General features: G+C 64.6%; 13 protein-coding genes and 3 pseudogenes. 12 read left to right on the forward strand and 4 right to left on the reverse strand.

All coding sequences use genetic code 11. From position 1 onward, the window contains the following. Positions 1-77 precede the first annotated feature (77 nt). The 3 genes from AB3L03_RS18485 to AB3L03_RS18495 form a co-directional block, all read right to left on the reverse strand. The gene (locus AB3L03_RS18485; protein ID WP_007598855.1) at positions 78-869 is read right to left on the reverse strand and encodes a Bax inhibitor-1/YccA family protein; all 792 of its coding nucleotides are present in this window, start codon (positions 867-869) and stop codon (positions 78-80) included. A gap of 270 nt (positions 870-1,139) precedes the next feature. Beyond that, complete coding sequence (locus tag AB3L03_RS18490; protein ID WP_204512861.1) at positions 1,140-3,710, reverse strand: ABC transporter permease; 2,571 nt, start codon at positions 3,708-3,710, stop codon at positions 1,140-1,142. Beyond that, positions 3,707-4,429 (reverse strand): ABC transporter ATP-binding protein, encoded by a 723-nt coding sequence (locus tag AB3L03_RS18495; protein ID WP_018459825.1) that lies wholly within the window; start codon positions 4,427-4,429, stop codon positions 3,707-3,709. The genes AB3L03_RS18490 and AB3L03_RS18495 overlap by 4 nt, the downstream gene beginning before the upstream one ends. Before the next feature lie 55 nt (positions 4,430-4,484). On the opposite strand from AB3L03_RS18495, the pseudogene AB3L03_RS18500 reads away from it, so the two are divergent. The 12 genes and pseudogenes from AB3L03_RS18500 to AB3L03_RS18555 all read left to right on the forward strand — a co-directional run bounded on the left by AB3L03_RS18500 (position 4,485) and on the right by AB3L03_RS18555 (position 18,564). Beyond that, positions 4,485-5,119, forward strand: a pseudogene (locus tag AB3L03_RS18500) (GDSL-type esterase/lipase family protein). 174 nt (positions 5,120-5,293) lie between these two features. Then, positions 5,294-5,830, forward strand: coding sequence for an RNA 2',3'-cyclic phosphodiesterase (thpR, locus tag AB3L03_RS18505; RefSeq protein ID WP_007598862.1), 537 nt, complete (start codon positions 5,294-5,296; stop codon positions 5,828-5,830). Between the two features lie 217 nt (positions 5,831-6,047). Next, the gene (gene zapE / locus AB3L03_RS18510; RefSeq protein ID WP_247475296.1) at positions 6,048-7,232 is read left to right on the forward strand and encodes a cell division protein ZapE; all 1,185 of its coding nucleotides are present in this window, start codon (positions 6,048-6,050) and stop codon (positions 7,230-7,232) included. Positions 7,233-7,415: 183 nt separating this feature from the next. Next, positions 7,416-8,385 (forward strand): annotated as a pseudogene (gene mdh, locus AB3L03_RS18515) (malate dehydrogenase). A gap of 221 nt (positions 8,386-8,606) precedes the next feature. Further along, positions 8,607-9,804, forward strand: a pseudogene (sucC, locus tag AB3L03_RS18520) (ADP-forming succinate--CoA ligase subunit beta). Positions 9,805-9,808: 4 nt separating this feature from the next. Further along, positions 9,809-10,288 (forward strand): DUF1579 family protein, encoded by a 480-nt coding sequence (locus AB3L03_RS18525; RefSeq protein ID WP_007604324.1) that lies wholly within the window; start codon positions 9,809-9,811, stop codon positions 10,286-10,288. Positions 10,289-10,322: 34 nt separating this feature from the next. Continuing rightward, positions 10,323-11,207 (forward strand): succinate--CoA ligase subunit alpha, encoded by an 885-nt coding sequence (gene sucD / locus AB3L03_RS18530; protein ID WP_247475297.1) that lies wholly within the window; start codon positions 10,323-10,325, stop codon positions 11,205-11,207. 137 nt (positions 11,208-11,344) lie between these two features. Then, positions 11,345-14,314, forward strand: a complete 2,970-nt coding sequence (locus tag AB3L03_RS18535; RefSeq protein ID WP_247475298.1) for a 2-oxoglutarate dehydrogenase E1 component — start codon at positions 11,345-11,347, stop codon at positions 14,312-14,314. 179 nt (positions 14,315-14,493) lie between these two features. Next, positions 14,494-15,729 (forward strand): 2-oxoglutarate dehydrogenase complex dihydrolipoyllysine-residue succinyltransferase, encoded by a 1,236-nt coding sequence (gene odhB / locus AB3L03_RS18540; RefSeq protein ID WP_368506850.1) that lies wholly within the window; start codon positions 14,494-14,496, stop codon positions 15,727-15,729. A gap of 64 nt (positions 15,730-15,793) precedes the next feature. Then, positions 15,794-16,543 carry an SDR family oxidoreductase gene (locus AB3L03_RS18545; protein WP_026233887.1) on the forward strand — a complete coding sequence of 250 codons (750 nt, stop codon included), beginning with the start codon at positions 15,794-15,796 and terminating at the stop codon, positions 16,541-16,543. 56 nt (positions 16,544-16,599) lie between these two features. Further along, positions 16,600-18,000, forward strand: coding sequence for a dihydrolipoyl dehydrogenase (gene lpdA, locus AB3L03_RS18550; protein WP_368506851.1), 1,401 nt, complete (start codon positions 16,600-16,602; stop codon positions 17,998-18,000). A 33-nt stretch (positions 18,001-18,033) separates the two neighbouring features. After that, complete coding sequence (locus AB3L03_RS18555; RefSeq protein WP_368506852.1) at positions 18,034-18,564, forward strand: hypothetical protein; 531 nt, start codon at positions 18,034-18,036, stop codon at positions 18,562-18,564. Positions 18,565-18,708: 144 nt separating this feature from the next. Here AB3L03_RS18555 and AB3L03_RS18560 read toward each other — a convergent pair whose 3' ends face one another. Next, positions 18,709-19,299, reverse strand: a complete 591-nt coding sequence (locus AB3L03_RS18560) for a DUF4337 domain-containing protein (RefSeq protein ID WP_026233888.1) — start codon at positions 19,297-19,299, stop codon at positions 18,709-18,711. Between the last annotated feature and the right edge of the window lie 14 nt (positions 19,300-19,313).

Consider the following 19,313-nt stretch of genomic DNA (forward strand, 5'->3'; position numbering starts at 1 on the left):
GGTGTTGAGAGGCTCGCCCCAAACAAAAACCCCGGCCTCTCGGCCGGGGGTTGCTGTCGTCCACTCTGGGCTGGCGCTTAGTCGCGCTGGCCGAGGAGCTGCAGGAGCAGCGTGAACAAGTTGATGAAGTTCAGGTACAGCGACAGCGCGCCGGTGATGGCCGCACGCTCTGCGATGTCACCGCCGGCCGAAGCGTAACCGTAGATGTAGTCGTTCTTCAGCCGCTGGGTATCCCAGGCGGTGAGGCCCGCGAACACCAGCACGCCGACCACCGACACGACGAACTGCAGCACCGAGCTCGCCAGGAACAGGTTCACCAGGCTCGCGATGACGATGCCGATCAGGCCCATGAACAGGAACGAACCCATTCCGCTCATGTCACGCTTGGTGGTGTAACCGTAGAGGCTGAGCGCGCCGAAAGTCGCCGCGGTGATGAAGAACACCCGGACGATCGAGGTGTGCGTGAACACCAGGAAGATCGAGGACAGCGAGACGCCCATCAGTGCCGCGAACACCCAGAACAGGATCTGGGCGGTCGAAGGAGCGAGCCGGTTGATGCCTGCCGAGATCACGAACACCATGGCGAGCGGCGCGAGCATGAACAGCCACTTCAGGGGGCTGACGAACATCGCGTAGCCGAACGGCGTCAGGAACAGCTTGCCGACCCGCACGGCTTCCGGGGTCGGAACGTCCGTCACGGCGGCCATGTAGACGCCGAGGGCGGCAAGGCCGGTGATGGCCAGGCCGATGCTCATGTAGTTGTAGATGCGCAGCATGTAGGCGCGCAGGCCGGCATCGACCGTCGCGGCGTCAACACGCCCGGCGGCCCTGCCGAAAGGAGAAGCGTAATTGCGGTCTAGGTCCGACATGGTCGAATTCCCGTTGGTTGGTCCGGTCCGGCATGAGGGTCGCCATGCCGCCGGTTCGTCAAATTCTATCTCGGATACCGATGTCTGCCGACTAAATTTTGGCTAACAATCGGGGCTCCGAACCCATTCGATATGTGGGAAACTAACACATTCGCTGCAACCGTCCACGCGCGGCTGAATGTCGCCCTTACCTGCAATCCAGACGAGCGGACGTGGTTAATCGCTGGAATCGTGCGATTTCGCTCCCGTGCCGCCGCCCGCTACCATTTGTCACAAATTCCGCAACACCGTGGCGGGCTTTTTGTTCAACGCCAGCAGGGTGCCGGCGAGCCCGAGGCCGACCGTGACGACCAAGGCAGCCGCGACCACGCCGGCTGCGCTGCCGCCCTGCCAGACGAAAGTGAGGGTCATCAGCCGGGTCACGATCATCCAGGCCGCGACGCTGCCGGCGAAAACGCCGAAGACCGCGGTGGCAAGCCCGATCAGGAGGTATTCGAGCGCATAGGCGCCGAGCAGCCGCAGCCGGGTCGCGCCCAGGGTCTTGAGGATCACCGCATCGTAGACCCGGTGGCGATGGCCGGCGGCGAGCGCGCCGCCGAGCACCAGGATCGCCGAGATCAGGGTCACCGCGCTGGCGCCGCGGATCGCCAGCGCCAGGTTGGTCACGACCGAGCCGACCGTCTCCATCACCTCGCGCACGCGCACGCTCGTCACCATCGGATAGGCGTCAGCGACCTCCTTGATGATCTTGCCGTCGCCGGCCGCATCGCCGCCGGCTTCCGTCAGCGTCGCGATGTGGGTGTGCGGCGCGCCCTTGAATGCGTTCGGCGAGAACACGAGGACGAAATTGATGCCGAGGCCCTGCCAGTCGATGCTGCGCAGATTGCTGATCTTCGCGGGGATGTCGCGGCCGAGGATATTGACCACGACCTCGTCGCCGACCTTGAGGCCGAGTCCGTCCGCGATCTTCTTCTCCATCGAAACCAGCGGCGGGCCGGAATAATCGGCGCTCCACCACTCGCCCTCGACCACCTTGGAGCCCTTCGGCAGCTCGGCGGTATAGGTCAGGCCGCGGTCGCTCTGCAGCACCCACTCGGAATCGGTGCTGGGCTTGAGCTCCTCGGCGCGGACACCACGGGCTCCGACGATCCGTCCGCGCAGCATCGGCACGTCGTCGACTTTCGCGCCAGGGGCGATCTGGCGCAGGTATGTGTCGAACTGCTCGGCCTGCGTGCTCGGAATGTCGATGAAGAAGAACGATGGCGCGTGCTCGGGCAGCGCCGCCAGGAACTGCCGGCGCAGATTGCCGTCGATCTGGGTGATGGTGACGAGCACGGCGAGCCCGAGCCCGAGCGACAGCACGACCGAGGGCGTCAGCGCGCCCGGCCGGTGGATGTTGGCAATCGCAAGTCGCAGCATCGGCCATCGCGTGCGCGGCAGCCGCCGCGCGATGGTCATCAGCAGGGCGGCAACGCCGCGGAGCAGCGCGAACACGACCACGGAGGAGGCCACGAACACCGCGGCGATGCGCTTGTCGAAGGACAGCCCGATCACGACCGCGATGAGCAGCGCGATCACGACGGCCATGAAGACGAGATAGCTCCAGCGTGGCCGATGCCATTCGGAGCTGATGGTGTCGCGGAACAGCGCCGCCACCGGCACATCGTGCACCCGGCCGAGCGGCCACAGGCCGAAGGCAAGCGCCGTGAGCAGCCCGTAGACGAACGACAGCGCGAGCTCGTCGGCATGCACCGCCGGCACCACCGGCAGGGGCAGCAGCTTGCCGAATAGGCCGACGATCGCGAACGGCATGGCGGCGCCTAGTGCGAGGCCGATCACTGAGCCGATCGCGGCGAGCAGGAGAACCTGGGCGAGATAGATGCCGAACACGTCGCGCCCGGTGGCCCCGACGGCCTTGAAGGCCGCGATCACCTCGAGCTTGTGGTCGATATGGGCCTTGACGGCATTGGCAACGCCGACGCCGCCGACCAGCAGCGCGGCGAGGCCGACCAGCGTCAGGAACTGCGTGAAGCGGTTGATGTTGCGCTCGAGCTGCGGCGAGGCATTGGAGCGGCTGCGGACCTCCCAGCCGGCCTGCGGCGCGGCGTTGCGGGCGTCCGCGATGAAGGCGTCGGTGGCGCGCTCGTTGTTGGCGATCTCCGGCAGCTTCACACGATAGACCCAGCGCACCAGGCTGCCGGGTTGGACGAGCCCTGTCGCGCGCAGGCCCGCTTCGCTGATCAGGAAGCGCGGGCCGAAGCCGATGCCGCCTGCGAGCTTGTCGGGCTCGGCTTCGACGGCGCTGCGGATCTGGAACGTCGCAGCCCCGACGGTGACGCGATCGCCGGTCTTGAGCAACAGCCGCGCCAGCAGTGTCGGATCGGCGGCCGCGCCGAACGCGCCGTCGCGCTCCGCGAGCAACTCGGACATCGGCAGCGGCGGCGCCAGCGTCAGCTGGCCCAGCATCGGATAGGTGTCGTCGACCGCCTTCATCTCGACCAGGGCCAGCTTGCCCTCGGCCGAGCGCGCCATGCCGCGCAGTGTGGCGGCGCTCGAGACGGTGCCGCGCGAACGCAGGAAGGCGACTTCCTCCGGCTTCGCCTCGCGCTGAAACAGGACGAACGACACGTCGCCGCCGAGCAGCGTACGGCCTTCGCGGGCGAGGCCGTCGCTCAGGCTCGCCGAGACCGAGCCGACGCCAGCGATGGCCATCACGCCGAGCGCGATGCAGGCAATGAAGACGTAGAAGCCGCGCAGGCCGCCGCGCAATTCGCGCAGCGCGTAACGCAGCGACAGCGCGACGCCGTTGGGCTTCGCAAACGGTGCGGCAGCAGCACTCATGCCGGCGCCGACTGCGTGTCGATGCGCCCCGAACGGAGGCGGATCACGCGATCGCAGCGCTGCGCGAGCGAAGAATCGTGCGTGACCAGCACCAGCGTCATGCCGCGCTCGGCATGCTTGCTGAACAGGAGGTCGACGATCTGTTGTCCCGTGGCTTCGTCGAGATTGCCGGTCGGCTCGTCGGCGACGAGGATCGCTGGATCGGGTGCCAGTGCGCGGGCCAGCGCCACGCGCTGCTGCTCGCCGCCGGAGAGTTGGGTCGGATAATGATGCAGACGGTCGCCGAGCCCGACCGATTGCAGCTCCTGCGCCGCGCGCTTTGCGGCGTCGGGATTGCCCGCAAGCTCGAGCGGCACCGCGACATTCTCCAGCGCGGTCATGGTCGGGATCAGATGGAAGGACTGGAAGACGATGCCGACCTGGCGGCCGCGGAAGCGGGCCAGTGCGTCCTCGTCGAGGGCATTGAAAGGCGTGCCGTTGACCACCACCTCTCCGCTATCAGGACGCTCCAGCCCCGCCATCACCATCAGCAGCGTGGATTTGCCCGAACCTGACGGGCCGATCAGGCCGATCGTCTCGCTCCGGCCCACGCGCAAGCTGATATCCTTGAGGATGTGAACGCGTGCCGCGCCCGTACCCAATGACAGATTGACGTTGGAGATGGCGATGGTGTCGGCCGAACTGTCGGCGAGCGAAGAGGAAGAGATGCGAGTGTCCATGGTCCGGTCATATGGCAACTCCGCCCGCGCGGTCGAGAGGCGTTACGGATTGTTCATGCACATAGCCGTGTTGATGTTCGCTTTGATGACCGTCGCAAATCCGGCATGGGCTGAGGCGGCGAAACCGATCAAGCTGGTGGTTCTCGGCGATTCCCTGAGCGCGGGTCTTGGCCTCCCGGCCCAGGAAGCGTTCCCCACAAAGCTTCAAAAAGCTTTACAAGACAAAGGCATAGAGGTCGGCATGACCAATGCCGGGGTATCCGGCGACACCTCCTCGGGGGCCGTGACCGGCTCGACTGGTCGGTCCCTGACGGAACCGACGGTGTGATCATCGAGCTCGGCGCCAATGATGCGTTGCGCGGCATCGATCCCGATTTGACCCGCACCGCGCTGACCGAGATCGTCCAGCGCCTCAAGGCGCGCAAGATCGCGGTGATGCTGTGCGGCATGCTGGCGCCGCCGAATTACGGCGCGGATTATGCTGCGCGCTTCAATTCGATTTATCCGGATCTGGCGAAAAAATTCGGCGTGCCGCTCTATCCGTTTTTTCTCGATGGTGTCGCGGCCGATGCCAAGCTCAACCAGGCCGACGGCATTCATCCGACCGCGGCCGGCGTCGATATCATCGTCAAGAATATCTTGCCTACGGTTGAGGCATTCCTTGGCACCATCGCTGAGCAACGGCGTTGAAAACCAGGCAGCGCTAACCGTAATTCCCAGGGTTTTACCGGAGTAAGGCGCGCGATGCTTCGCAGGGTCACACAACTGCGATAGGAATTAGGGTACCGGTGATTCGTCGCCGGCTCTAAAATTTGGATATGATCTTGCCCTGGGATCATGCCCAAGCATCGGGAGTGCGAAACGATGCCGCGTTTGTTCACTGGTCTGGAAATTCCGGCCGAGATTGGCCAGTCGCTTTCCAATTTGCGGGGCGGCCTTCCCGGCGCCCGCTGGATCGATCCCGAAAATTACCATGTCACCCTGCGCTTCATCGGCAATATCGATGGCATGTCCGCCAACGAAATCGCCTCGATGCTGTTTCGCGTCGACCGTAAGCCGTTCGAGGTGAAGGTGCAGGGTTTGCAGAGTTTCGGCGGACGCAAGCCGCGCGCGGTGGTCGCCACCATCGTGCCGAGCAAGCCGCTGATGGAATTGCAGGCCGAGCTCGAGCGCCTGATGCAGCGGATCGGCCTCGACCCCGAAGGCCGCAAGTTCATCCCGCATGTCACGCTGGCCCGGCTGCACGACGCCACCGACCGTGACGTCGCCGATTATCTCTCGCTGCGTGGCTATTTTCCCAGCAAGGCATTCACGGCCGAACGTTTTGTTTTGTTCTCGTCCCGCGCCTCAACCGGCGGCGGCCCGTATGTGGTCGAGGACGCCTACGAGCTGTGTGAGTAGCGAAGCTCTCGTGCCCCGGACGCTGCGCAGCGCGAAGCGGTGCGCTGCAGAGCCGGGGCCCATTACGCGGCGATAGACGAACGGTCCTGTACGAAACAGTCGGTCCCGGCTCTGCGCGGCGTCACTGCGTGCCGCAGCGCGTCCGGGACACGGAATGCATAGCGCCCCGCCCCAATTCACGGCTTGCAATTTCCGCTCATCTCTGGCGGTAAAGAGCATGCTCTCGACCCCCAGTTCCTCATTCCGCGAGGCCTATCAGGCCCAGATCGCGTCCGGCGCGATCGAGCCCGACGCTGCGCAGGCTGAAATCGCCGACGCCTATGCCGCGCTCGACCAGCTGCTCGCCGATTACAAGCCGCCGCGCAAGCAGGGCCTGCTCAGCCGCCTGTTCAGCAGCGACAAGGACGAGGCGCCGCACGGGCTCTACGTCCATGGCGAGGTCGGCCGCGGCAAGACCATGCTGATGGATCTGTTCTTCCAGCACTCGACAGTCGAGCACAAGAGGCGCGCCCATTTCCACGAATTCATGGCCGAGGTGCACGAGCGCATCTACGATTATCGCCAGGGCATCGCGCGCGGCGAGATTGGCGACGGCGACGTCATCGCGCTGACCGCGCATGCGATTTTCGAGGAGAGCTGGCTGCTCTGTTTCGACGAATTCCACGTCACCGACATCGCGGACGCGATGATCCTGGGCCGCCTGTTCGCAAAGCTGCTGGAGCTCGGCACCGTGGTGGTCGCGACCTCCAACGTCGCGCCTGACGACCTCTACAAGGGCGGCCTGAACCGTTCGCTGTTTCTGCCCTTCATCAGGCAGATCACCGACCACATGGACGTGCTGCGGCTCGACGCGCGCACCGACTTCCGGCTGGAAAAACTTCAGGGCGTACCGATGTGGCTGACGCCGGCAGACACCGAGGCGGACGCCGCGCTCGACCGCGCCTGGTCGAAGATGTCAGGCGGCGCCAAATGCAAGTCGCGCGATATTTCGATCAAGGGCCGCATCCTGCACGTGCCGTGCTCGGCCCACGGCGTGGCGCGCTTCACGTTCGCCGATCTCTGCGACAAGCCGCTCGGGGCATCCGACTATCTCAGGCTGGCGCACGACTATCACACCATCCTGGTCGACCATATTCCAGTGATGGATTTCTCCCAGCGCAACGCCGCCAAGCGTTTCATTACGTTGATCGACACGCTGTATGACAATGCCGTGAAGCTGATGGCCTCCGCCGATGCCAACCCGATCTCGCTCTATCTTGCCAATGAGGGCAACGAGGCCAACGAGTTCAAGCGCACCGCGTCGCGCCTGATCGAAATGAGCTCGGAATCCTATCTGGCGCTGCCTCACGGCCGCAAGGATTCCACCGCCAGCGGCTCGACCAAGGGCTTGGTCGAGACTTAAGTCCTATTTGCCAGCGCTGTCATTCCGGGCTCGGCGCTTCCCCAAGCCCCGGAATGACGAGGTTGCGCTTGAATAGGCGGCAAGCCCGACAATTGGGCAACCCGTGACTTGAACGGGGGAGGCGAAAGGGATAACCACCCGTCTCAGTTTTCCCCTCCTTACGTGTCTAAAGGACAGGCTCACATGGCGCGCGACAAGATTGCTTTGATTGGCTCCGGTCAGATCGGCGGAACGCTGGCTCATCTCATCGGCCTGAAAGAGCTGGGCGACGTGGTGATGTTCGACATCGCCGAGGGCGTGCCGCAGGGCAAGGCGCTCGACATCGCGCAGTCCTCGCCGGTCGACGGCTTTGACGCGCACTATACCGGCGCCAACTCCTACGAGGCGCTCGACAACGCAAAGGTCTGCATCGTCACCGCCGGCGTGCCGCGCAAGCCCGGCATGAGCCGCGACGACCTCCTCTCCATCAACCTCAAGGTCATGGAACAGGTCGGCGCCGGCATCAAGAAGTACGCTCCCGACGCCTTCGTCATCTGCATCACCAACCCGCTCGACGCGATGGTCTGGGCCCTGCAGAAGGCCAGCGGCCTGCCGCACAAGAAGGTCGTCGGCATGGCCGGCGTGCTGGATTCTGTCGCGCTTCCGCTACTTCCTGGCCGACGAGTTCAACGTTTCGGTCGAAGACGTCACCGCCTTCGTGCTGGGCGGCCATGGCGACACCATGGTGCCGCTGGTAAAATACTCCACCGTCGCCGGCATCCCGTTGCCCGATCTCGTCAAGATGGGCTGGACCTCGCAGGCGCGCCTCGACGAGATCGTCGACCGCACCCGCAATGGCGGCGCCGAGATCGTCAATCTGCTCAAGACCGGCTCGGCCTTCTATGCTCCGGCGGCTTCCGCGATCGCGATGGCCGAGAGCTATCTGCGTGACAAGAAGCGCGTGCTGGCCTCGGCCGCCTACCTGAACGGCGAATACGGCGTGAAGGACATGTATGTCGGCGTGCCCGTCGTGATCGGCTCCAAGGGCGTCGAGCGCGTCGTCGAGATCGAGCTCGTCGGCAAGGACCGCGAAGCCTTCGACAAGTCGGTCGGCGCAGTGCAGGGTCTGGTTGACGCCTGCAAGAAGATCGCGCCCGATCTTCTGGGCCGCTAAACCCAACATTCCCCGCCGAAGATCGAAAAACCGGTCTTCGGCGGTTTCACTTCCGGGCCCGCGCTGCAACTCTTGTAGAGGACGGGGGCGGGCTCCGGATCGGCAGTCCAGAGATCGATGTCAGAGAATCCGGGTTGCAGTTCCTGTGGTATATGGTATGCCAGCCACGAGACTGAGGTGGGCCTACGAGGTCACCGCCCGCGGGTTCAGGGAGCGACCATATGAATATCCATGAATATCAGGCCAAAGCGCTGCTGAACGAGTTCGGTGTCGCGATCTCCAAGGGCGTTCCGGTCCTGAAGGCCGCTGATGCGGACGCGGCGGCAAAGGTACTCCCGGGCCCGGTCTGGGTCGTGAAGAGCCAGATCCACGCCGGCGGCCGCGGCAAGGGCAAGTTCAAGGAAGCCTCGGCCGGCGACAAGGGCGGCGTCCGCATCGCCAAGTCGGCCGCGGAAGTTTCCGAATTCGCCAAGCAGATGCTCGGCGCAACGCTCGTCACCATCCAGACCGGACCCGCCGGCAAGCAGGTCAACCGCCTCTACATCGAGGACGGGTCAGACATCGACAAGGAATTCTACCTCTCGATCCTGGTCGACCGCGAGACCTCCCGCGTCTCCTTCGTGGTGTCGACCGAGGGCGGCGTCAACATCGAGGACGTCGCGCACAACACGCCTGAGAAGATCGTGACCTTCTCGATCGATCCCGCGACCGGCATCATGGGCCATCACGGCCGCACCGTCGCGAACGCGCTGAAACTCTCCGGCGATCTCGCCAAGCAGGCCGAGAAGCTCACCGCGCAGCTCTACGCGGCCTTCGTCGCGAAGGACATGTCGATGCTGGAGATCAACCCGCTCGTCGTGACCAAGCAGGGCCAACTCCGCGTGCTCGACGCCAAGGTGTCGTTCGACGACAACGCCCTGTTTCGTCACCCTGGAGGTGCTCGCGCTGCGCGACGAGACCGAGGAAGACGCCAAGGAAATCGAGGCGTCCAAATACGACCTCAACTACGTCACCCTCGACGGCAATATCGGCTGCATGGTCAACGGCGCCGGTCTCGCGATGGCGACGATGGACATCATCAAGCTCTACGGCATGGCGCCGGCGAACTTCCTCGACGTCGGCGGCAGCGCCAGCAAGGAAAAGGTCGCGGCCGCCTTCAAGATCATCACCGCGGATCCCAACGTGAAGGGCATCCTGGTCAACATCTTCGGTGGCATCATGAAGTGCGACGTGATCGCCGAGGGCGTCACGGCCGCCGTTCGTGAAGTCGGCCTCAGCGTGCCGCTGGTGGTTCGCCTCGAAGGCACCAACGTCGAGCTGGGCAAGAAGATCATCCGTGAATCCGGCCTGAACGTCGTGCCGGCTGACAATCTCGACGACGCCGCGCAGAAGATCGTGAAGGCCGTCAAGGGAGGCTGAGGCCATGACCCAAGACCATCTCGCTGCATCATCCCCGCTGCCGGAGCACGCGCGTCTTGCCGCGTTCGCCGGTGAATGGAATGGCGAAGAGGTGGTCTTTCCGTCGCGGTGGACGGAGGGTGGAACGGCGACTTCTCGCGTTGTGGCCCACATGGATCTCAATGGCTTCTATCTGATCCAGGACTCGGTCCAGACCCGCGACGGCAAGCAGAGCTTCGCCACCCACGGCATCTTCACCTTCGACCGCGAAGACCGGACCTACAAATTATTCTGGTACGATTCGCTCGGCTACACGCCGCCTTCGCCCGCCTCCGGCGGGTGGGTCGGCAAGACGCTGACGCTGGTGCGCGGCTCGCTCCGCGGCAATGCGCGCCACGTCTATGAAATCATCGACGACGATTCCTATTCGTTGAAGATCCAGTTCTCGCCGGACGCGGAAGGCTGGGCCGACGTGCTCACCGGCGTCTACCGCCGCATCCACTGACCTCTCACTCGTTAGTTTCGCGAAAGCAGACCTCATGTCCATCCTGATCGACAAGAACACCAAGGTCATCTGCCAGGGCTTTACCGGCAAGAACGGCACCTTCCATTCGGAGGCCGCGATTGCCTATGGCACCAAGATGGTCGGCGGCACCTCGCCGGGCAAAGGCGGCGCGACGCATCTGGGGCTGCCGGTGTTCGACACCGTGCGCGAGGCGCGTGAGAAGACCGGTGCCGATGCATCGGTGATCTATGTGCCGCCGCCGGGCGCGGCCGATGCGATCTGCGAAGCCATCGACGCCGAGATCCCGCTGATCGTCTGCATCACGGAAGGTATCCCGGTCATCGACATGGTCAGGGTGAAGCGTTCGCTGGCCGGCTCCAAGTCGCGCCTGATCGGGCCGAACTGCCCGGGCGTCATGACCGCCGGCGAGTGCAAGATCGGCATCATGCCGGCCAACATCTTCAAGACCGGCAGCGTCGGCATCGTCTCCCGCTCCGGCACGCTGACGTACGAAGCCGTGTTCCAGACCACCCAGGAAGGCCTCGGCCAGACCACCGCGGTCGGCATCGGCGGCGACCCGGTCAAGGGAACCGAGTTTATCGACGTGCTGGAAATGCTGCTCGGCGACCCCAAGACCGAGTCGATCATCATGATCGGCGAGATCGGCGGTTCCGCCGAGGAGGACGCCGCCCAGTTCCTCAAGGACGAGGCCAAGCGCGGCCGTAAGAAGCCGATGGTCGGTTTCATTGCCGGTGTCACGGCCCCTCCCGGCCGTCGCATGGGCCATGCCGGTGCGATCATTTCGGGCGGCAAGGGCGACGCCGGTTCCAAGACCGACGCGATGAAATCGGCTGGAATTTCAGTGTCGCCATCTCCCGCGCGCCTCGGCCACACGCTTGCCGAAAAATTGAAAGCTTGATTCACACCTTCGTAATTTTCCGGGCGAAGTTTCGCAGCAAATAGGGTAAATGGTGCCTGTCGCGCTGGTCCTCTGCCGGGGAGCCCAGCGCCAGCGCCGTTTGTTATGCGCGAACCGAAATCGCCAGGAACTCAAGTATGTCTCGCCAAGACGCGAACGCAGCCTTTGCCCTCTCCTCCTTTTTGCAGGGCACCAACGCCACCTACATCGACGAAATCTACGCCCGCTACGAGAAGGACCCGTCCTCGGTGGATGCCGAGTGGCAGGACTTCTTCAAGAGCCTCAACGACCAGCCGGGTGACATCAGCAAGAACGCCCAAGGCCCGTCCTGGGAGCGCGCCAACTGGCCGCTGACCCCGCAGGATGATCTGACCTCCGCGCTCGACGGCAATTGGGCGGAAGTCGAGAAGACGGTCGGAGCCAAGATCGCTGCCAAGGCGCAGGCCAAGGGTGGCGACAAGGGCGGCGGCCTCTCCTCCGCAGACCTGCTCCAGGCCACGCGCGACTCGGTCCGGGCCCTGATGCTGATCCGGTCCTACCGCATGCGCGGGCACTTCCACGCCAAGCTCGATCCGCTCGGCATCGAAGCCCAGCGCAATCGCGAAGAGCTCGATCCGCGGACCTACGGCTTCAGCGAGGCCGATTTCGACCGCAAGATCTTCCTCGACCATGTGCTCGGTCTCGAATACGCCAGCCTGCGCGAGATCACCGCGATCTGCGAGCGTACCTACTGCCAGACGCTCGGCGTCGAGTTCATGCACATCACCAACGCGGCGCAGAAGGCGTGGATCCAGGAGCGGATCGAGGGGCCGGACAAGGAAATCTCGTTCACCCGCGAAGGTCGCCGTGCCATCCTGATGAAGCTGGTCGAAGCCGAAGGTTTCGAGAAATTCTGCGACACCAAGTTCACCGGCACCAAGCGCTTCGGCCTGGACGGTGCTGAATCGCTGATCCCCGCGCTCGAGCAGATCATCAAGCGCGGCGGCAATCTCGGCGTGAAGGAGGTCGTGCTGGGCATGCCGCACCGCGGCCGCCTCAACGTCCTGACCCAGGTGATGGGCAAGCCGCATCGCGCGCTGTTCCACGAGTTCAAGGGCGGTTCGGCCAATCCTGATGCGGTCGAAGGCTCGGGCGACGTCAAATATCACCTCGGCGCGTCTTCGGATCGCGAGTTCGACGGCAACCGCATCCATCTGTCGCTGACCGCCAACCCCTCGCATCTGGAGATCGTCGATCCCGTGGTGCTCGGAAAAGTCCGCGCCAAGCAGGATCAGCACGGCGATCCGCCGGATATGCGCATCTCGGTGATGCCGCTGCTGATGCACGGTGACGCCGCGTTCGCCGGCCAGGGCGTGGTCGCGGAATGTTTCGGCCTGTCGGACCTGAAGGGCTACCGCACCGGCGGCTCCGTGCACTTCATCGTCAACAACCAGATCGGCTTCACCACCTATCCGCGTTATTCCCGTTCGTCGCCTTACCCGTCCGACGTGGCGAAGATGATCGACGCGCCGATCTTCCACGTCAACGGCGACGATCCGGAAGCCGTCGTGTTCGCGGCCAAGGTCGCGACCGAGTTCCGGCAGAAATTCCACAAGCCCGTCGTCATCGACATGTTCTGCTACCGCAGGCATGGCCATAACGAGGGCGACGAGCCGGCTTTCACCCAGCCGGTGATGTACAAGAAGATCGCGGCCCATCCGTCGACGCTCGAGCTCTACGCCCGCCGCCTCATCAGCGAAGGCGTGCTGACCGAGGGCGAGGTCGAGAAGGCCAAGGCCGACTGGCGCGCGCGGCTCGATGCCGAGCTCGAAGCCGGCTCCGGCTACAAGCCCAACAAGGCCGACTGGCTCGACGGCAAATGGGCCGGCTTCAAGATCGCCGATCAGGAAGAAGATGCGCGGCGTGGCGTCACCGGCGTCGACATCGCCGCCCTGAAGGACATCGGTCGCAAGATCACCAAGGTGCCGGACGGTTTCCGCGTCCACCGCACCATCCAGCGCTTCCTCGAAAACCGCGCCAAGGCGATCGACGGCGGCACGGGCATCGACTGGGCGACCGGCGAAGCGCTGGCGTTCTGCACGCTGCTCAACGAGAACCACCATGTCCGCCTGTCCGGACAGGATTCGGAGCGCGGCACTTTCTCGCAGCGCCACTCGGTCCTGATCGATCAAGAAGACGAGAGCCGCTACACGCCGTTCAACCATCTCGGTCACGAGCAGGGCCATTACGAGGTCATCAACTCGCTGCTGTCGGAAGAAGCCGTGCTCGGCTTCGAATACGGCTATTCGCTCGCCGAGCCGAACACGCTCACCCTGTGGGAAGCGCAGTTCGGCGACTTCGCCAACGGCGCGCAGGTCGTGTTCGACCAGTTCATCTCCTCGGGTGAGCGCAAATGGCTGCGCATGTCCGGCCTCGTCTGCCTCCTGCCGCACGGCTATGAAGGCCAGGGACCGGAGCACTCCTCGGCGCGTCTGGAGCGCTATCTGCAGATGTGCGCGGAAGACAACATGCAGGTGGTCTATCCGACCACGCCGGCGAACTACTTCCACGTGCTGCGCCGGCAGCTTCATCGCGAGATCCGCAAGCCGCTGATCGTGATGACGCCGAAGTCCCTGCTGCGTCACAAGCGGGCGGTGTCGCGTCTCGAGGAGCTCGCGAAGGGAACGACCTTCCACCGCATCCTCTATGACGACGCCCAGATGCTGCCGAGCGAAGCGATCAAGCTCGTTCCCGACGAGAAGATCCGCCGCATCGTGCTCTGCTCGGGCAAGGTCTATTACGACCTCTACGAGGAGCGCGAGAAGCGCGGCATGGACGACATCTATCTGATGCGCGTCGAGCAGCTCTATCCGGTGCCGCTCAAGGCGCTGGTGGCCGAACTGTCGCGCTTCAAGAAGGCCGAAGTGGTGTGGTGCCAGGAAGAGCCGCGCAACATGGGTGCCTGGCACTTCATCGAGCCCTATCTGGAGTGGGTGCTGAACCAGGTGAACGGTGCGAGCCGGCGTCCGCGTTATGTCGGCCGCGCCGCCTCCGCCGCGACCGCCACGGGTCTGATGTCGAAGCATCAGGCGCAGCTGAAGGCGTTCCTGGACGAAGCATTGAGCTGAGAAGTTTTTACACCTCGTCATGCCCCGCCTTGTGCGCAATTGCGCACCGGGGCGGGGGATCCAGTATTCCGCGCCGCCCGTCTCTATCACGACTGTCACGGCGTACTGGATCGCCCGCATCCGCGGGCGCTGACATCTGCACCTATCTCCGCATTGGCGATCTCCTTAAGGAAAAGACCATGACTGAAATTCGTGTGCCGACCCTCGGCGAATCCGTCACCGAGGCCACCATCGGCCGCTGGTTCAAGAAGGCCGGCGATCCCGTCGCCGTCGACGAGCCCTTGGTGGAGCTCGAGACCGACAAGGTCACCATCGAAGTCCCGGCGCCCTCAGCCGGCACGCTGAGCGAGATCATCGCCGCCGATGGTGCCACCGTCGCCGTCGGCGCGCTGCTCGGCCAGATTACCGAAGGCGCCGCCGGCGCTGCCAAGCCGGCAGCTGCGCCCGCGAAGCCCGCGGCTGCCGCTCCTGCGGCCGCTGCTGCTCCCGCCGCGGCGAAGGCGCCACCGGCCGATGCGCCGCTCGCTCCCTCCGTGCGGAAGCTCTCGGCCGAGACCGGCGTCGACGCCTCGACCGTTCCCGGCTCCGGCAAGGACGGGCGCGTCACCAAGGGCGACATGCTCGCCGCGATCGAGCGTGCGGCCTCGGCGCCGACCCCCGTCAACCAGCCGGCCGCAGCGGTTCAGGTCCGCGCACCGTCGCCGGCCGATGACGCCGCCCGCGAAGAGCGCGTCAAGATGACCCGGCTGCGCCAGACCATCGCGCGCCGCCTCAAGGACGTGCAGAACACCGCCGCGATGCTCACGACCTTCAACGAGGTCGACATGACCAACGTCATGGCGCTGCGTTCCCACTACAAGGATGCGTTCGAGAAGAAGCATGGCTCGAAGCTCGGCTTCATGGGCTTCTTCACCAAGGCCGTCGTCCAGGGGCTGAAGGACATCCCGGCCGTCAACGCCGAGATCGACGGCACCGATCTGATCTACAAGAACTACTATCACATCGGCGTCGCCGTCGGCACCGACAAGGGCCTCGTCGTGCCCGTGGTGCGCGACTGCGACAACAAGTCGATCGCGGACATCGAGAAGGGCATCGCCGATTTCGGCCGCCGCGCCCGCGACGGCCAGCTCAAGATCGACGAGATGCAGGGCGGCACCTTCACCATCACCAATGGCGGCATCTACGGCTCGCTGATGTCGACCCCGATCCTGAACGCGCCGCAGTCCGGCATCCTCGGCATGCACAAGATCCAGGAGCGGCCGATGGTCGTCGGCGGCAAGATCGAGGTCCGCCCGATGATGTATCTGGCGCTGTCCTACGATCACCGCGTCATCGACGGCAAGGAAGCCGTGACCTTCCTTGTCCGCGTCAAGGAGAGCCTGGAAGATCCGGCGCGCCTGGTGCTCGATCTCTGATCGCTGATGCTCTGCGAGCGCCGTCGCCTTTCGCGACGGCGCGTGTCGAACTATGGAGGCGCGCGTGACGGATAAAGTCGTTGTCATCACCGGCGGCAGCCGCGGCATCGGCCGTGCGACCGCAATTGCCGCCGCGGCACGCGGCTTCCGGATCGTTGTCGGCTATGCCAGCAACAAGACGGCCGCCGATGAGGTGGTCGCCGAGATCGCGGCCAGCAACGGCAAGGCCATCGCGGTGAAATGCGACGTCGCCGAGGAAAGCGACATCCTGGCGCTGTTCAAGGCCGCGGACGCGTTCGGCACGCTCGGCGCGCTCGTCAACAATGGCGGCATCGTCGGGACCAGCGGCGTGCGCGTCGACGAGATGTCGGCCGAGCGCATCCAGCGTGTGATGGCGGTCAACGTCACCGGCTCCATCCTCTGCGCGCGCGAAGCCGTGAAGCGGATGTCGACCAGGCACGGCGGCCAGGGCGGCGTCATCGTCAATCTGTCGTCGGTTGCGGCCAAGCTCGGCGCGCCGAACACCTATGTCGACTATGCCGCGTCCAAGGGCGCGATCGATTCCTTCACCATCGGCCTCGGCTATGAGGTTGCCGGCGAGGGCATTCGCGTCGCGGGCATCCGCCCCGGCCTGATCGACACCGAAATCCACGCTGCCGGCGGTGAGCCCGACCGCGCCCATCGCTTGGCCCATATGGTGCCGATGAAGCGCGTCGGTACGGCCGATGAAGTCGCCAATGCCATCGTCTGGCTGATGTCGGACGATGCCTCCTACGTTACCTCAGCCATTCTCGATGTGTCCGGCGGACGCTGACGCGCCGCGCGGACGCTGACACATCCTTCAACGCTAAACTTACGGGACTTTCTCTCATGGCTACCTACGATCTCGTCGTCATCGGCACCGGACCGGGCGGTTATGTCTGCGCGGTGCGTGCAGCGCAGCTCGGCATGAAAGTCGCCGTGGTGGAAAAGAACGCGACGCTCGGCGGCACCTGCCTCAATGTCGGCTGCATGCCGTCGAAGGCGCTGCTGCATGCCTCCGAAATGTTCGAGGAGGCCGGGCATTCCTTCGCCAAGATGGGCGTCAGCGTCTCCGCGCCGAAGCTCGATTTGCCTGCGATGATGAACTTCAAGCAGCAGGGCATCGACGGCAACGTCAAAGGCGTCGAGTTCCTGATGAAGAAGAACAAGATCGACGTGCTCAAGGGCGCCGGCAAGATTCTCGGCACCGGCAAGGTCGAGATCTCCGCCGACGGCAAGTCGCAGGTCGTCGAAACCAAGAGCATCGTGATCGCCACCGGCTCGGACATCGCGCGGCTCAAGGGCATCGAGATCGACGAGACCCGCATCGTGTCGTCGACCGGTGCGCTGTCGCTGGACAAGGTCCCCGGCAAGTTGCTGATCGTCGGCGCCGGCGTGATCGGCCTCGAGCTCGGCTCGGTCTGGCACCGTCTCGGCGCCGAAGTGGTCGTCGTCGAATTCCTCGACCGCATCCTGCCCGGCATGGACGGCGAGATCGCCAAGCAATTCCAGCGCATCCTGGAGAAGCAGGGGTTTGCGTTCAAGCTGGGTGCCAAGGTGACGGGCGTGGACACGTCCGGCAAGACGCTGAAGGCGACGGTCGAGCCCGCCGGCGGCGGCGCTGCCGAGACGCTGGAAGCCGACGTCGTTCTCGTCTGTATCGGCCGTGTGCCGTACACGGAGGGGCTTGGCCTGAAGGAAGCCGGCGTTGCGCTCGACAATCGCGGCCGCGTGCAGATCGATCCGCATTTCGCGACCAGCGTGAAGGGCGTCTATGCCATCGGCGACGTCGTCGCGGGCCCGATGCTCGCGCACAAGGCCGAGGATGAAGGCGTCGCGGTTGCCGAGATCATCGCCGGGCAGGCCGGCCACGTGAACTACGATGTTATCCCAGGCGTCGTGTATACCACGCCGGAAGTATCCTCCGTCGGCAAGACCGAGGAGGAGCTGAAGCAGGCGGGCGTGGCTTATACGGTCGGAAAGTTTCCCTTTACCGCCAACGGCCGTTCCAAGGTCAACCAGACCACCGACGGCTTTGTGAAGATTCTCGCAGATGCGAAGACCGATCGCGTGCTCGGCGTGCACATTATCGGCCGCGAAGCCGGCGAAATGATCCATGAGGCGGCCGTTCTCATGGAGTTTGGCGGCAGCGCGGAGGATCTCGCGCGCACCTGCCACGCGCACCCGACGCGCTCGGAGGCCATCAAGGAAGCCGCGCTTGCAGTCGGCAAGCGGGCCATCCATATGTAGGTCGCGCCCAGCGCCGAATCGGGCGGGAAACACATGCTACGCCGCCTGCTTCAACCGGTCTGGGTCCTGCTTGCGATCATCTTCCTGATCGAAGCCTGGCTGTGGGACCATCTCGAACCGATCGTCGCGCGGGTTGTCGCAATTGTCCCGCTCGCCCGGTTCAAGCAATGGCTGTCGGACCGCGTCGATGCGCTGTCGCCGGCGATGACGCTGATCGTGTTCGCCGTGCCCATCATCCCGCTGTTTCCGCTCAAGCTGGTCGGCCTGTGGCTGCTCACGCACGAATACTGGACCAGCGCGGTCTTCACCATCGTGTTCGCAAAGCTGCTCGGGGTCGGCGTCACCGCCTTCGTGTTCGACGTGACGCGCGACAAGCTGATGGAGATGGCGTGGTTCGAGCGGCTCTATGATCTGGTGCTGAAGCTGCGTGCCAAGGCCGCCGAGCTGGTCGATCCGATCAAGCGACGCATCAAGGAGCTGATCGCCGGCAACGGCGAAGGCTGGTCCTCCCGCACGCTCCGCCTGATCCAGCGCTTTCGCAAGAGCGTGCACGAAGCGCGTTGAGCGTCGCCACTTGTTCAGTGTCATTGCCCGCGAAGGCGGGCAATCCAGTATTCCAGAGACAGTGAGGCTAGAATCGAGAGGCCGCGGCGTACTGGATGCCCCGCCTTCGCGGAGCATGACAGCGGAGTATGTAGCGTCAACGCCTCAATGCAGATGCAGCAGATGCGGCGACCATGCGCCGAGCATGGTCATCCCAAGTCCGGCAAGCGACAGCAGGCCCGCGATCCAGGCGAGCGGCAGCATGCCGGTGATGATGGTGGCTGAGGCCAGCACGATGCCGATCTGGAAGGCGGCGGACGCCAGCTCGAAGTGATGATATTTCGCAGTCGCCTCGTCGCGCTCATGCTCGGCGTGCTTGGCCTTTTCGGCCAGCTGCTCGGTGCCTTCGCCGGTCTCCGGCTCGGAGCGGTAGCGCTGCGCGGTCTTCTGCCAGTCCTCGATCTGCTTCTGCACGGCCACCTTGTTGGCCTCGTCGCTCGCCGCGCCGAGGATGAGCTTGCCCTGGTCGGCCATGGTCTGCACCACGGTGCGGCGGATGCTCTTGGCCTGGAAGAACGCCCAGAGGTTGGAGGCCTCGACGTTCTTGCTGATCGATTCGGTCTGGGCGCCCTTGCCGAGCGTCTCGGAGATCGCCAGGAACAGCGCCAGAACCGCGATCAGGAGCGCGATCTTCTTGTTCGAGCCGGACGCGTGTTCGGCGTGCTCGGCATGCTCCATGCTTTCATGTGCGCTCATAAATCCCTCCTGCC

The organism is Bradyrhizobium lupini, assembly GCF_040939785.1.
GTDB lineage: Bacteria > Pseudomonadota > Alphaproteobacteria > Rhizobiales > Xanthobacteraceae > Bradyrhizobium > Bradyrhizobium canariense_D.